Origin of the sequence: Mesorhizobium sp., from assembly GCF_005063415.1 — a bacterium.
Classification (GTDB): Bacteria; Pseudomonadota; Alphaproteobacteria; order Rhizobiales; family Rhizobiaceae; genus Mesorhizobium.
On sequence record NZ_SUEG01000023.1, the window covers coordinates 1 to 12,853 of the forward strand.

A 12,853-nucleotide genomic window follows, 5' to 3' on the forward strand; every position below is an offset into this window, starting at 1 on the left:
ACGAACGCAGTTCTGGCATTCAGGCAGGTGTAGAAGCCATGCAAGACGCCTCATTCGAGGTCACCTGTCGTATCTAGCTGCTTGAGGGGCGGGGCATTGTGATACAGGGAGGGCTGTGGGGTCCCTCCTTGTCGGCCTCGACGATGTGGGAGGAGCCTGTGCGGCGAAACGGGCTAGACGCCCCCCAGGCCCAGAACTTGGGCGAAACCAACTCCCACCAAAGGACAGCCGGTTTAGTAGCCGAACAATGAAACCTCGCTCGACGAGCCGCCGTCTCTACTGTCTCCGGCCTCACGCGGTTGAAGCGAACAGCGCAGCGGCTACTGTTCCGCACAACTCGGATGGCAATTGGGACAAGTCCGCACATGTCGTCACGTACGCTGAACGCCGCAGGTACAGCCAAACTGGGGGCGGGGCGTTTCTGCCGTTTTGATAGAATTCTATCAAACTGACAATTTTCCTTGCATAAATGCAAGGAGAGCTCGGTTGACTCCCCTCCTTTCTTGTCAAGGATGGGTTTGCAGGCTGCGGTGCGGCAGAAGCCGGACAGAACAGCGACCGGTCGAGTAAAGGCCTGCGCAAACCGCATATTGCGAGCGCCCGCGCGGAGGAGAAGACGCTCGTCCTGGTGAAAGGCAACGATGCTCAGGCGCCATTGCCATTGCCGAGGGCGTCCGCGCGCCGGAAATTTCGAAGCAACAAAGGTGAGATCGAGAATGATGATGACGAAATACAACACAGCTCACCGTCCAGTGCAGTTCTACCGGCGGGTGGCGGAGTGGGATGGGCTGCCAAATGGAACGTAAAAAGATCAGCAAGGAGATGCTTGGCGATAGTCAGGCGCTGCGCAAGCTGCGTGAGCACCTTGTCAAGGTGGCCAAGGCGAAGACTACGGTCCTGTTGCGAGGTGAATCCGGAACCGGCAAGGAGCTGGTTGCCAAAGCCATTCACGAGCTCTCGCCTCGCGCCAAGCAGCCCTTCATCAAGGTCAATTGCGCGGCGCTCACCGAGACGCTTCTGGAATCTGACTTGTTCGGTCATGAGAAGGGTGCCTTCACCGACGCGAGCAGTTTGCGCAAGGGGCGCTTTGAGGCTGCCGACAAAGGCACATTGTTTCTGGACGAGATTGGCGAAATATCAGGTTCGTTCCAGGCTAAGCTGCTGCGTGTCCTGCAGGAGCAGGAGTTTGAGCGCGTCGGCAGCAACCACACCATTAAAGTTGATGTTCGCGTGATTGCCGCAACGAACAGGGACTTGGAAACGGCAGTTCAACGCAAGGAGTTCCGGCAAGACCTCTATTATCGCATCAACGTCGTCACTTTACGCGTGCCGGCATTGCGCGAAAGGCGAGGTGATATTCCGCTCTTGGCCGCTCAGTTTCTCAAGAATTTCAATACTGAGAATGATCACACGCTGACCTTCGCTCCCGAAGCGATTGAGGTGCTGATGAACTGCGAATTTCCAGGCAACATCCGAGAGCTCGAAAACTGCGTTCAACGGACGGCAGTTCTGGCGACGGGTCCATCAATCCTCAGAACTGACTTTGCCTGTTACGCGGATCAGTGCTTGGCCGCGGCGCTGTGGAAGAACGGACCGGCGACGTCAGAGAAGTCGACTACGATCGAGCCTTCCGCCGCCTGTGCCACCCCGCCCGTCGGCGACGGGCAAGCGCCGATAGGCCCTGCCACGAGTCGTGGTAGGGTGCCCGATGCCGATACGGTCATTGCTGCCATGGAAAAGTGTGGCTGGGTGCAGGCAAAGGCGGCGCGGCTGCTCGGTTTGACCCCGCGCCAGATCGGCTACGTGCTGAGAAAACGCGGTATCGAGATCAAGCGTCTCTGAAACAACCCGCCGAGCAAGAGCTGGAGCAGGCCAAGCATTGGTGCTCTGGCGCCGAGCCCATCGGCCAGGCTTACGAAGTGGGTGTGAACAGCGCTGCCAAGATTCCGGCCGTGTGCTTTCTACCACGCAGTCATACTGGGGCTCTGCGACTGACAATTAAAGAGGAGTAATCCTATGGCTAGTAACTTCGCTCTACACCGCAAGGGCAAATCAATTCGACGTGCCTGGAATCCAGAAATAATCGATGTATCATTGGTGACACGCCAGCATGCGTAGAGGCGACGCGCAGATCTCCGCTGGCGGGACCTGGTCGATACATTAGCTGATGGCTTACCGCTCGATATCACGCAATCTGAGATGGCATGAAAGTGAGTTCGACCGCTGGACAGTTGCCGACCTCGTCAGGTATTGGCCCCTGCGACCGGTTGATCTGCGATATCCAAATTCGCGGAAGTTGGTCGAGACGAAACTGTCGCCCCGGCTCGTGACCGACCGCGCGCCCGGCAAGATCGAGTTACAAAGTTGCCGAGGCAGTTTGATGTGCGTTCCTGCATCACTGTACGGGACACGACCTGACGGGAGACTATGATGCGTAGCCAAAAAGAAAAGATGCTCGCAGGCGAGTTTTACAATGCGGCGGATCCGGAGATCCAAGCTGACCTGTTGGCCACCGGGGCTTGGCTCAAGCGGTACAATGATACGCTGGGGCAGACCACGGGGCATTGGCATGAGCTTTTGTCCGAGCGGCTGGGAGAGGTTGGGCGCGGAACGGTCATCCGTCCGCCCTTTTTTTGCGACTACGGATTCAATATCCGCATTGGAGCCAATGCCTACATCAACTTCAACTGCGTTATTCTTGACGTGGTAGAGGTCAAAATCGGGCAAGGAACGGCAATTGGGCCTGCTGTGCAGATTTATACCGCCGATCATCCACATGATGCCGAGCAGCGGCAGGCCGGCCTGCAGGTCGGGCGTCCTGTTCACATTGGCAGCCGTGTCTGGATCGGCGGTGGAGCAATCATTCTGCCTGGCGTCACGATTGGTGATAATGCAGTGGTAGGCGCTGGCTGCGTGGTCACACGAGATGTTCCCGCCGGGGCAAAGGTAGTGGGAATTCCTGCTCGCGTGGCCGACCCACATAAACAGGCATAATCAACCTCGTTGACCCTGGAGGTGCATGCGAACTGTCGAAACTGTGCCGAATTTTTGTCGAAGCCATTGAGCGCTGCATATGTTGTCGCGACTCGGGCGCTTCAGTTCTTTTGCCACGGGGGTCACAAGATCATGTGCGTAATGCCGCCGCAACGTGCTCACGTCCCGCAGCAGCGGACCCTTTCACATGGCCCAACGAATTCAGAGCCTACGTTGTGCTGCCACTAGCATTACTGCTCACGAATGTATTCCCAACTGAGTTTTCGCCCTTGGAGGCAAGCAGCGACTCACCAGCAATCGCCGGCCATTAATCCTGGCTAGCATCGACCCCGACGAGGCGAGCCGCGGCGTTGCGGATCGGCATGTCGATGACCGTGATTGCGCCTTCGGCAAGGAAACGACGTTCGTTTCTGGTCAGCGTAGCCGAATCGATCACCGCAAAATGTGGGCCAGTGGAGCGCTTCATCAGCTGTCTGGCATATGTGCGCAGCATCTGATCGTTGAAGCGGCAGCCCACGAAGAAAAAACCCCGGTTGACGCGCCGTTGCTTCACCGCGTCCGGGATCGGCGTCTGGATATCAATTTCGGTTAGGACTTCGACGTAATCGGAATCAGCCACGAGGAAGTTTGCCGCCGGCCTGACGCTGCCGTGCGGCGCATAGAGCACCGTCCTAGCCACTTGTTCGGCCTCGAGTTCTGTTCCTGACAAATCGTAAGTTCTCGTCCAGATGTTACCGATTCCGGTCGCGCGCGTCGTTCCTTGTATCTCGACAACGTCTGTTTGGCCGGCCTCTGCAAGGGCTGCTCGCATGGCGCCATCGTACCAGCTGTCGATGATGACAGACAGTTGAAGGGTTGCGAGCCAGGCGTGAAGAACGGTCGGCTCGGCGGGGGCTGCGAATATCTCCGCCATCCACGCTTGGAGAGTCCGACGATGTCGGCGCTGCTCGATAAACTGCGCGACCGACCACATATTGGTGCGAATCCTGGAAGGGGCAGGCGCCCGCTTGTTGAGGGCCGCGGCGACATCTTCAGGGGTGCAAGGTACAGGGGATTCCGGTGGGTTAAGCTGCAGAAGACCAGGACCGAGATAGGGGATCACTCGATCGGCCTTGAGAGCGCCGTCCAGCAGGTCAATCAGTTTTTTGGCAAAACTGCCCCGGACGACGACGAGATGGTCCCAGCTCAGCATCGTGTTCATACGCGTTTCCTCTCCGCCACTGAACCCACCGGCATCAGGCCCCGTCGGAAATCTTCATCGCCTCGACGGTGATCGGCAAACGCGTGTCGCGCGGAAGGTCGGGCAGCATGAGCCGCCAACCGTTCCTGAGCGTCACGGTCCCGCCCCATAAGTCAGCGTTCTCAATCTCGGTGATCGGCTCTTCGAGATCCTTCTTGGGGACATAAGCCGACAAGCCAGTAGCGGTCCTGCGAATCATTACTTTCATCCGGCTGTTCCCCCGTTGGAAATGCCTTCAGCTCCGCAGGGAACCTCGACTTTGTCGAGGCTAATGAGTTCGCGCGCTCGCATGCCGACGACCGTGCCACGATCGATCCATTCGACCGCATAGATGAAGAATTGCTGGAGAAAGGTTCCAATGTCGCGCACGTAGCCTTCGTCGCCCTTCCGCACGAGGTTTTCGCCGATCTCCTTGCCGGGATAGGTGCCGTCGTTTTTTATGTGGCGTATCGCACGGACCCGCTCACCCTGCATGAACCGTGGCGGTCTGCCGATTTCGACCTCCTGTTCGCGTCTGGACCACATGCTGTCCATTCCTTTCTCGAGGCTTTTGTTGTGGTCGCGGGTTGCAGGCGTCGTCGTGCGGCGAACCCGACCGTTTCGGTAGGAATCAAGCGGGAACGCAGGTTTTCGGTACCGGACAGACCGACACGCATTGCTGCGTATCGAAGGCCTCCTTGCATTCGGTGCACTTGTTTGGATCGATCACATAGGCGTCGCCCTTGAACTTGATCGCTTCCGAAGGACATTCGAACTCGCAGGCCCCGCATTGGGTACATTGGGATGCGATGATCTTTAAAGCCATTCTAACTCCTGGTTATCGGACGAGACGGCTCAGGCCGTCGCCGCTAGTGGTCTGATCCCAAACTCTGCCGCGTAAAGTGCGCTGACTGCGGTCTCGATGTAGTCATGGCCATAGGCGTCGGTTACGCGCAGTCCAACTCGCGAGAGTTGTTCCTTCGGGCGATTTCCGATCTTGGCGCATAGCACTATGTGTATGCCTTCGAGCGCTGCGATGACGCCCTCGAGGATGGCGTCTTCGCCCCCGCCTCCGAGGCAATACCGCTCGACCTTCCGATGCCCGACCAAGCTGATCCCTCTAGGCGAGACTTCATAAACCTGGAATTCCTTCGCGTGGCCGAAGTGTTCGTTGACCCGTCCACCTCCCTTAGTGGCCACCGCAACCAGAAGCGACTTTTCGGAGTCTGTTGCCTTGACCATACCGATGGCCTCGCTCCTCGCCGCCTCATGATCACGGCGCTCGTGTGCGACCACCTGCCGATAGGCCTGACGCTTGCCAGCATCGTAGGCGACATCGTCGGGAATACCGTCCAGCGTGAATTCCTGGCCACGATCTTCACCGAGCAGGCCGACAGCATCTGCCCGGCACTGCCGGCAGTGGCGCATCAACTTGGCGCCACCTTCAAGTCGATCCTGAAGAGCCATCATCTCCGTTGCCGTTGGGCCGCGCTGCCCGATGAGTCCGTAGTGGGTACCGTGCGCCGGGTCCGAAATCAGAGGCATCACGTTGTGCAGAAACGCGCCCCGCTCCCTGACCATTTTGTTCACCTCAAACAGGTGCTGGTCGTTCACTCCAGGAATCATCACCGAGTTGATTTTGGTGAGGATGCCGCGCGCGCTCAGCATCTCCAGGCCCAGCATCTGCCGCGCGTGCAAGATTCGAGCGGCTTCGATGCCGAAGTAGCGGCGATTTTCATAAAAGATCCATGGATAGATTTTCGCGCCGACTTCCGGGTCGACCATGTTGATGGTGATCGTCACGTGATCAACATTCATTTCGGCAAGCTCGGCGACATGGTCCGGCAGCACGAGCCCATTAGTGGAGACGCACAGCTTTATGTCGGGGATTTCCCTGATGACGCGGTCGAACGTTGCCTTCGTTTTCTCCCAATCGTAACAGGCATCCCCCGGCCCAGCGATGCCAAGAACCGAAAGCTGCGGAACTTTGTTGGCAACGGCGATGACCTTGCGTAGCGCTTGGTCGGGCGTCAACTTCTCAGACACAACACCAGGCCGGCTCTCGTTGGCGCAATCGTATTTGCGATTGCAATAGTTGCACTGGACATTGCAAGCCGGCGCGACCGCCACATGCATACGCGCGAAATAATGATGCGCTTCCTCCGAAAAGCAGGGGTGATCCTTGATCCTTTCCCAAATAGCCGGATCCTCTTCGCCCGGGCTGGTCGGCGACGAGCCGTAGGAAGACGATGCGCAGCCACCGGATTTCGCGGCTGCCAGAAGACCCTCGGATGTCGTGCTAGTCGGCCCCTCAATCGAAACTGTCGGTGAGGACATCAAACGGCTCCGTTGCTGGTAACGTCGCGGTTCAAGGTGCAAGAGCCATACCAACTGAAAAAAGCGGCTTCAGTTCACTATTCGGGTCGATATCGCATTGTGTCAGGCCGGCGCGACACAATTTTGTCCTGCTTGCGACAGTGCAAGTCCAAATCCGTTCAGAAGCACGAAGCACTCCTTGTCGCGCACAGGGCGCGCAAGACCACTGGCCTGACGATTGGCTCATCAGGCTCTTAGAAGTTCCTTCACCTCGATACTATGCCGGCGTATCGCCTAGCCGACTTGTCGCAGCTTGAGGCCGAGAATTCGAGCCGCATTAGCCTGAACCCAGCCGGCCTTCTCCATTGTGTCGATCAGCCGTCACGCTCCGTCCGCCGCGGTCCCAGCCCCCGTCCGGCCGTATCGTTAGAATCGCAAGTGGCCATCTCGTGTTCAGGCGGGCGCCGATGCGCCGAACCGGCATCGTGCTGGCCCGTGAGAGCTCGTCGATGACATTGCCACGTTCCGAAAGATTGGTTCCTTCCAGAGGAGAACGCCAAGCACGCAGTTCTCCGGCTCGCGGACGTTGCCGGGGAAATAGCATTGCGAGATCAGCTCAACTGCCGACGGCGCAAAGCCATGGTTCTCCATATTTCAAGGGTAAGCGCTGTGTCCTTCCAGGAGGACCCGCGATCTGTGGGCCTGCCGATTCTGAGGTGGATCGGAGATCGGCTTGTGTCTGAACTTGAACTTACGATTGACCCTGAGCGGCAGCCTCGGCGTTTTCGAGGGTGATCAACGGCGCTGTTGGTCGGCGGCATTGGTCGATGGACGACAAGGCATGGAGTCATCTCCGAGACCCTGGAGCCGACGCGGTGATCTCGGAGGTTGCCCGGCGCTACGGGCTGCGGCCGCGGCGGAACGCTCGCAAGCTTGCGACGTCGGCAGGACAGGCCACTCCCGCCTAGTGGTTTCGGTGGCGCCACCGGAACGACCCGTTGGGCCTACATCCTTGCACCAGAGCTCAAGGCCACGGCCTGAGAATCGGCCGCCGCTCCCCCTACTTGGTTCCTCAGCCGACAGCGCTAAGAAGGAGAGCAACTTCCGTCGGCGCGAGGATCATTGCGTCGTGGCCAGTGGCGAGTTCCTGCCACGCCCAGCCATCCTGCTTCGCGACCCATTCTCGCGCTCCCGCCATCGGCGGGTGGAGTGGATTAGTGCAGACGACATAGGTTCGGGGTCTGCCGTTGCCGAGCGGGTGCTCGAGCTTAAGTCCGCTTTCGTAGGTGCCTGCCGGATGCGGTGTTATCCGGCGCCGCACCCAGTCCGTGAGCGAGTGTCCCTCGGGAGTGCCGAATGCTGTTGGCGGCGGAGTCGGCATGAAGATACCCCGTCCTTCCTCCGCAACCAATTTTCGACGGGCGGCGACGATGTCGGGGGGCATGGTGCTGAATACACTTTGACCGCTCTCGACGATGGCGCCGTCGAGATAAACGAGATGGCTGATATGGTCGGGTATCCGGTCGGCGGCGCCGGTGATGCTGATGCCGCCTAGACTGTGACCGACAAGGATCACATCGCTCAGCTCTTCCGTTACAATGTGGTTGACGATGTCGGTCACGAATGTGTCGGGCGTGATGTCCTTGCACAGCAAACGTGCGCGTTCGCCGACACCTGTCTGGGTAGGCGTGGTCACGTGGCATCCCATCTTGCGAAGATTGGCGGCGACGTCCCGCCAACACCATCCGCCATGCCAGGCACCATGCACTAGCACATACGTCTTTATCATGGATTGTGCCGTTCCATTTGCTCACCGGCCGTTGTGGCTGCCATCCGGCACGATGGCCGGACATTGTCCAAAGGGGCTCGACCACGTTACCGGTGGTAAGTCCGGCACAGGCGCCCCGTGGCCTGAGGATACCCCTACCAAGTCGAGGAAACTTGAATTGCGAAACCCAATATTCACTAGCTCTTTGCAAGTGGATGGAGAGGCTCATGGTGTGCCGCAGTTGCTCGCTGCCGGCATGCTCTTGGCACCGGCTGATCATCCGAACTTGAACAGGACACCAAAGCCGCCGCGCGGATAGTTCCACTCGATGTCGCCGCCTTTCTCGCACAATATCCGGCAGGTGCCGCATTCCATGCAGCCGTCGGCGGTGATCTCGACTTGACCCTTGTCATTCAACTCATAGCATTTCGCCGGACAGACGTAGGTCAACGCAAGCAAGTTCGCGCTTGGCTTGTCGTGCGGTCGCACTATGATATGGGGGCGGCCGGAATCGACCAGATAGCGGTTCTGGTAAAGTTTGTCCTCGACACGAACCTTCGTCCCTGCGATCGTCATCTTGTACCCTCTTCAGCGCCATGCCAATGCCAGGCGGACCGCGTCGCTGACCAACCCCCAGCGCGAGCGCGCGTTGATGAAGGCGGCCGTGGTGTTCTTTTCCTTCTCGATCTTCGGCGTGCCGTCGACACGCATGAAGGTCTGAGCGGCATGCGACATCAACCGCGGATAGCTGTCAAAAAAGTTGCTGGAATTGGTGTGGAGTAAGGCTGGCATGTCCTTGTATTTCTTAAGATCCTTGATCACAAAGGAGTCATCCAGCATCGTCTTGTAGAGCGCAAGGTTCGCTTTGGTCATAGGACCGTTGCGGCTTTTGACTTTGATGATCGCCTCAGCCGCGACACGACCCGAGGTCATGGCAAGGTTCGAACCCTCACGGTGAATGGCATTGTTCAGTTGCGCTGCGTCGCCGACGATGACCCAACCGTCGCCGAAGAGCTGCGGAATGGCCCTGTAACCACCTTCGGGGATAAGATGGGCGGCATATTCTTTCACCTCCGAGCCAGCGATCAGCGGCCGGATCGAAGGATGGTTTTTCATCGCATCCAGGAGGGCGGACGGGCTCTCCATCGTCGCGGCGAAATCCGAGACCAGGCAGCCGATGCCGAGTGAAATCGACTCCTTATTGGTGTAAAGGAAGCCGAGCCCGGCCATGCTGCGAGAGATCGTGCCCACGGCCTCGATTACGCAGCCTTCATCGCCCTTCACCCCGAACCGCTGGCCAATGACCTCTTCGGGCAAGAAATGCATTTCCTTGACGGCAATCGCCACGGTCTCCGGCTTCGGCATCTCGCGCAGGCCTGCGCGAGTGCCAAGCAATCCCGACACCCCTTCTGCGAGAACGACCACATTCGCGAAGACCACTCCGCCAGCCCGGTCTGTGCGGACGCCGATCACCTTGCCATTGCCATCACGGACGAGTTCCGTCGCGGTCGTCTCACACAGGACCGTCGCGCCAGCCTCGCGCACCTTGCGGGAAAACCATTTGTCGAACTGGGCGCGGATGATCGTGTAGCGGTTGGGTTTCGCCTCATTGAAGTCGTCCGACCGGTAATGAATTCCGGTGTGAGACGTGTCGTCCATCACCCAAAGTCGCTGTTCGACCAGGTGCCGCTCGAGGGGCGCATCATCCCGGAAGTCCGGGATGATCTTCTCCAGCATGTTCGCGTACATTATGGCACCCTGGACGTTCTTAGAGCCCGGATATTCCCCGCGCTCCAACTGCAGTACCTTCAGCCCCTGGCTTGCCAAAGTGTAAGCAGCTGCGTTTCCAGACATGCCGGCTCCGACCACAATGGCATCGAATTGTTCAATCATGTCCTCTCCCTCAACTCGCAAGCTTGTCTCGACTGTGCGGCGACAGCCGCCGGGTGAAGGCTTCCGTCAGTGCGGGCAGGAAGCGGATTGCATCCGTGACGATCCCGAGGTGGGCGAACTCGAAAATCGGCGCATTCGGATCGGTGTTGATCGCGACGATGAGATCGGCCCCCTCGACCCCAACTCGGTGCTGGATGGCGCCGGAAATTCCGGCCGCGATGTAAAGCTTCGGTCGAATGGTCTTGCCAGTTTGTCCAATCTGTCGATCAGCCGGCATCCAGCCCTTCTGGACCAAGGGGCGCGAACAGCCATGCTCGGCGCCGATCGCTCGGGCAAGATTCTTCACAAGCTGAAGGTTCTCCGCCGCTCCGAGACCGAGGCCTCCCGCAACCACGACATCCGCATAGGCAAGATTTGCCATTGCCGACTGGTTATCCGGTAGGAAGCCGAGGACTTTGGTGACGATATCGTCCTCAACGAGCGACAGCTTGTGCCGCATGACACGCCCGACCGGCTTATCCACCCGTTGCGGCATAGGCATGACCCTTGGTCGCACCGTCGCCATTTGCGGCCGGTAATTTAGTGTATAGATCGTACACAACAATGAGCCACCAAAAGTCGGACGGGTCGCGGCGAGTGAACCGTCGGAATCTACATCAAGTTCGGTGCAGTCGGCCGTGAGCCCCGTCTGCAGGGTCGTCGCTACCGAGCCTGCAAGATCCCTGCCCAGTGTGGTCGCGCCGAGAAGGAGGATTTCGGGTTTATGGGTATTGACCAGATCCGTGAGCGCCTTGGCGAACGGCTCGTTCCGGTAGTCGGCGAGCGGCGGCGCATCGACGATGTAGACAAGATCCGCCCCGTAAGCGAAGGCCTCGGCAACAGCGTCCTCGACCATTCCGCCCGGCGGTCCCAGCACGACGCCCGCGAGCTGGACTTCAAGCTTGTCGGCTAATTTGCGGCCTTCGCCCAGCAGTTCGAATGATACAGGATGCACATTGCCGCGTTCGAGCTCGAGGAAGACCCACACGTGCCGGTAGTCTTTGAAACGGTCGGGAAGTTCTTTCTTTACACCGGCACGGCCGGGGGCAATGCGAGGGGTAGTTTGGCTTGCGGTCGACATTTTCTGCTCCTGGCCGTCACGTGCCGCTGTTGAAGGCCAGCTCATGTTCCAGCGCCGGCCGGCGGGTTAAGATATCGGCGATGAGTTCATCGGCTATGTCCTGCAAGCCCCTTTCCGCGGTGTCGATCTGCGCCGCGCTTTCTGCCCGTGCGGTGGGGGCGAAAACACGCTTGACGACTGTAGGCGAGCCACGCAGACCGCACCGGGTGAGATCGTCAATGCCGGCGTCGGCTGCAGTCCACTTCACGACTTGGCTGCGCGCCGCGCACAGAGCCTGCTGGAGCGAGCCCCGGCGGATTTCGTTGGTGTCTTCCAGCATGGTAATGAGGCAAGGGAGTCTGCTCTTCAGCAACTGGGTGCCGCCTTCGGCGCGACGCGCGACTTCGATCTCTCGCGTATCGAGATCGATGGAGGCAATCTTCGCGACATAGGTAAGTTGCGATAAATCTAGGCGCTTGGCTATGCCCGGTCCGACCTGGGCGGTATCGCCGTCAATCGTCTGCTTGCCGGTGAAGACGATGTCCGGCCTGCCGAAAGTCTCCCCAATTTTTGCGATTGCTTGCGAAAGAGCAAAGGAAGTCGCCAGCGTATCGGATCCGGCAAAATAGCGGTCCGTCAAGAGAACTGCTCGGTCAGCACCGTAACCGAGCGCCTTTCGCAGCGAGTCCTCCGCCATGGGCGGACCCATTGTGAGCACAGTAACCTCGCCACCATGAACGTCGCGCAGTTTGAGCGCTTCTTCGAGGGCGAACAGGTCGTAAGGATTGATGATGGTCGGAACACCCTGACGCATGATCGTGTTCGTCACCGGGTGCACGCGGATCTGTGCCGAATCCGGCACCTGCTTGATGCAGACTACGATATGCATTGGCGGTTTCTCTAAGCTCCCAGTCCGGATTCGTGCTTGGCGGTTCACCTCATTGCCTGCATCGTTCATGCCAAGTCGTCTTCCTGCCTCTATTCCAGAAGGTGGCTTCGTTTGCTTCCGAGGAGGCGTCATGAGGACTGGATTTGTCGACTTCTCGACATTGTCGCGTCGCAGCCGTGTCGGGCTCATTACTTTCCGAACCGCTTCTGTGCAGAGTCGAGCGGGACGAAGGCGCGGCCAGGTGCGGGACATATGTTTGGATCGTGGTCCCTTAGCACCTTGAACACACGTTGCGTGAGCGGCGAGGAAGTCGCGAAATCTTCGTAGGCGCGTTCCAGCTTGGCGCGCACCCGCGCGGCGATTACCTGGTTAGGCAGACCGGAGAAATCTTCTTCGGCAAGGTATTGGCCCACGCGCTTCATGATATGGAGCCGCGAGACATTCATCACTTTCGGGTCGTAGGAGACGTCAAGGCAGGCGAAGAAGTCCTCCGCGGCCGACAGGCCCTTCAGTCGCGCTAGGATATCGGTGCGATCGATCGGGCGGCTATCAGCGGAGCAGTTCATTGTATTCTCCCGGCGCGAAATTGTGGTGTCGATGCATTGGTGACATTGCTGACGGCGTGCCGACCTCTGGCACGGCGGCTGGGCAAGAGACTTGGCGATCTCAAGCTTT

12 protein-coding genes and 2 pseudogenes are annotated in these 12,853 nt (G+C 58.9%); 2 read left to right on the plus strand and 12 right to left on the minus strand.

Annotated features, from left to right (window positions below):
- Positions 1–798 precede the first annotated feature (798 nt).
- Positions 799–1,842: pseudogene (gene nifA / locus E5W70_RS08985) on the plus strand (nif-specific transcriptional activator NifA); the annotation flags it as partial.
- Positions 1,843–2,427: 585 nt separating this feature from the next.
- Positions 2,428–2,994, plus strand: a complete 567-nt coding sequence (locus tag E5W70_RS08990; protein WP_024505228.1) for a sugar O-acetyltransferase — start codon at positions 2,428–2,430, stop codon at positions 2,992–2,994.
- A gap of 307 nt (positions 2,995–3,301) precedes the next feature.
- Here the strand turns inward: E5W70_RS08990 and E5W70_RS08995 are convergent, their stop codons facing one another.
- From E5W70_RS08995 to nifW, 12 genes and pseudogenes are all read right to left on the minus strand, one after another.
- On the minus strand, positions 3,302–4,195 hold the full coding sequence (locus tag E5W70_RS08995) for an SIR2 family protein (RefSeq protein WP_292656681.1): 894 nt from the start codon (positions 4,193–4,195) through the stop codon (positions 3,302–3,304).
- Between the two features lie 34 nt (positions 4,196–4,229).
- Complete coding sequence (gene nifT / locus E5W70_RS09000) at positions 4,230–4,442, minus strand: putative nitrogen fixation protein NifT (protein ID WP_024505230.1); 213 nt, start codon at positions 4,440–4,442, stop codon at positions 4,230–4,232.
- Positions 4,439–4,759 carry a nitrogen fixation protein NifZ gene (locus E5W70_RS09005; RefSeq protein ID WP_024505231.1) on the minus strand — a complete coding sequence of 107 codons (321 nt, stop codon included), beginning with the start codon at positions 4,757–4,759 and terminating at the stop codon, positions 4,439–4,441. Before E5W70_RS09005 ends, nifT begins: the two co-directional genes overlap by 4 nt.
- Positions 4,760–4,844: 85 nt before the next feature.
- Positions 4,845–5,039 (minus strand): 4Fe-4S binding protein, encoded by a 195-nt coding sequence (locus E5W70_RS09010; protein ID WP_024505232.1) that lies wholly within the window; start codon positions 5,037–5,039, stop codon positions 4,845–4,847.
- A 29-nt stretch (positions 5,040–5,068) separates the two neighbouring features.
- Positions 5,069–6,550, minus strand: a complete 1,482-nt coding sequence (gene nifB, locus E5W70_RS09015; protein ID WP_063169393.1) for a nitrogenase cofactor biosynthesis protein NifB — start codon at positions 6,548–6,550, stop codon at positions 5,069–5,071.
- Positions 6,551–6,823: 273 nt separating this feature from the next.
- Positions 6,824–6,927 (minus strand): annotated as a pseudogene (locus E5W70_RS09020) (helix-turn-helix domain-containing protein); the annotation flags it as partial.
- Positions 6,928–7,601: 674 nt separating this feature from the next.
- A complete protein-coding gene (locus tag E5W70_RS09025; RefSeq protein WP_063169392.1) occupies positions 7,602–8,318 on the minus strand; it encodes an alpha/beta fold hydrolase in 717 nt (238 codons plus the stop codon).
- A 255-nt stretch (positions 8,319–8,573) separates the two neighbouring features.
- Positions 8,574–8,873 (minus strand): ferredoxin family protein, encoded by a 300-nt coding sequence (locus E5W70_RS09030; RefSeq protein WP_292656683.1) that lies wholly within the window; start codon positions 8,871–8,873, stop codon positions 8,574–8,576.
- A 12-nt stretch (positions 8,874–8,885) separates the two neighbouring features.
- Positions 8,886–10,190: an FAD-binding protein gene (locus tag E5W70_RS09035; protein ID WP_063169391.1), complete on the minus strand. Its 1,305-nt coding sequence runs from the start codon at positions 10,188–10,190 to the stop codon at positions 8,886–8,888.
- A gap of 10 nt (positions 10,191–10,200) precedes the next feature.
- On the minus strand, positions 10,201–11,310 hold the full coding sequence (locus E5W70_RS09040) for an electron transfer flavoprotein subunit alpha/FixB family protein (RefSeq protein WP_292656685.1): 1,110 nt from the start codon (positions 11,308–11,310) through the stop codon (positions 10,201–10,203).
- A gap of 16 nt (positions 11,311–11,326) precedes the next feature.
- On the minus strand, positions 11,327–12,178 hold the full coding sequence (locus E5W70_RS09045; protein WP_292656687.1) for an electron transfer flavoprotein subunit beta/FixA family protein: 852 nt from the start codon (positions 12,176–12,178) through the stop codon (positions 11,327–11,329).
- Between the two features lie 188 nt (positions 12,179–12,366).
- Complete coding sequence (gene nifW, locus E5W70_RS09050; RefSeq protein ID WP_292656690.1) at positions 12,367–12,744, minus strand: nitrogenase stabilizing/protective protein NifW; 378 nt, start codon at positions 12,742–12,744, stop codon at positions 12,367–12,369.
- Between the last annotated feature and the right edge of the window lie 109 nt (positions 12,745–12,853).

Bases quoted from the DNA above. Each gene is read 5' to 3' on its own strand.
- E5W70_RS08990 (WP_024505228.1), top strand. From the start codon at position 2,428: ATGATGCGTAGCCAAAAAGAAAAGATGCTCGCAGGCGAGTTTTACAAT.
- E5W70_RS08995 (WP_292656681.1), bottom strand. From the start codon at position 4,195: ATGAACACGATGCTGAGCTGGGACCATCTCGTCGTCGTCCGGGGCAGT.
- nifT (WP_024505230.1), bottom strand. From the start codon at position 4,442: ATGAAAGTAATGATTCGCAGGACCGCTACTGGCTTGTCGGCTTATGTC.
- E5W70_RS09005 (WP_024505231.1), bottom strand. From the start codon at position 4,759: ATGTGGTCCAGACGCGAACAGGAGGTCGAAATCGGCAGACCGCCACGG.
- E5W70_RS09010 (WP_024505232.1), bottom strand. From the start codon at position 5,039: ATGGCTTTAAAGATCATCGCATCCCAATGTACCCAATGCGGGGCCTGC.
- nifB (WP_063169393.1), bottom strand. From the start codon at position 6,550: ATGTCCTCACCGACAGTTTCGATTGAGGGGCCGACTAGCACGACATCC.
- E5W70_RS09025 (WP_063169392.1), bottom strand. From the start codon at position 8,318: ATGATAAAGACGTATGTGCTAGTGCATGGTGCCTGGCATGGCGGATGG.
- E5W70_RS09030 (WP_292656683.1), bottom strand. From the start codon at position 8,873: ATGACGATCGCAGGGACGAAGGTTCGTGTCGAGGACAAACTTTACCAG.
- E5W70_RS09035 (WP_063169391.1), bottom strand. From the start codon at position 10,190: ATGATTGAACAATTCGATGCCATTGTGGTCGGAGCCGGCATGTCTGGA.
- E5W70_RS09040 (WP_292656685.1), bottom strand. From the start codon at position 11,310: ATGTCGACCGCAAGCCAAACTACCCCTCGCATTGCCCCCGGCCGTGCC.
- E5W70_RS09045 (WP_292656687.1), bottom strand. From the start codon at position 12,178: ATGCATATCGTAGTCTGCATCAAGCAGGTGCCGGATTCGGCACAGATC.
- nifW (WP_292656690.1), bottom strand. From the start codon at position 12,744: ATGAACTGCTCCGCTGATAGCCGCCCGATCGATCGCACCGATATCCTA.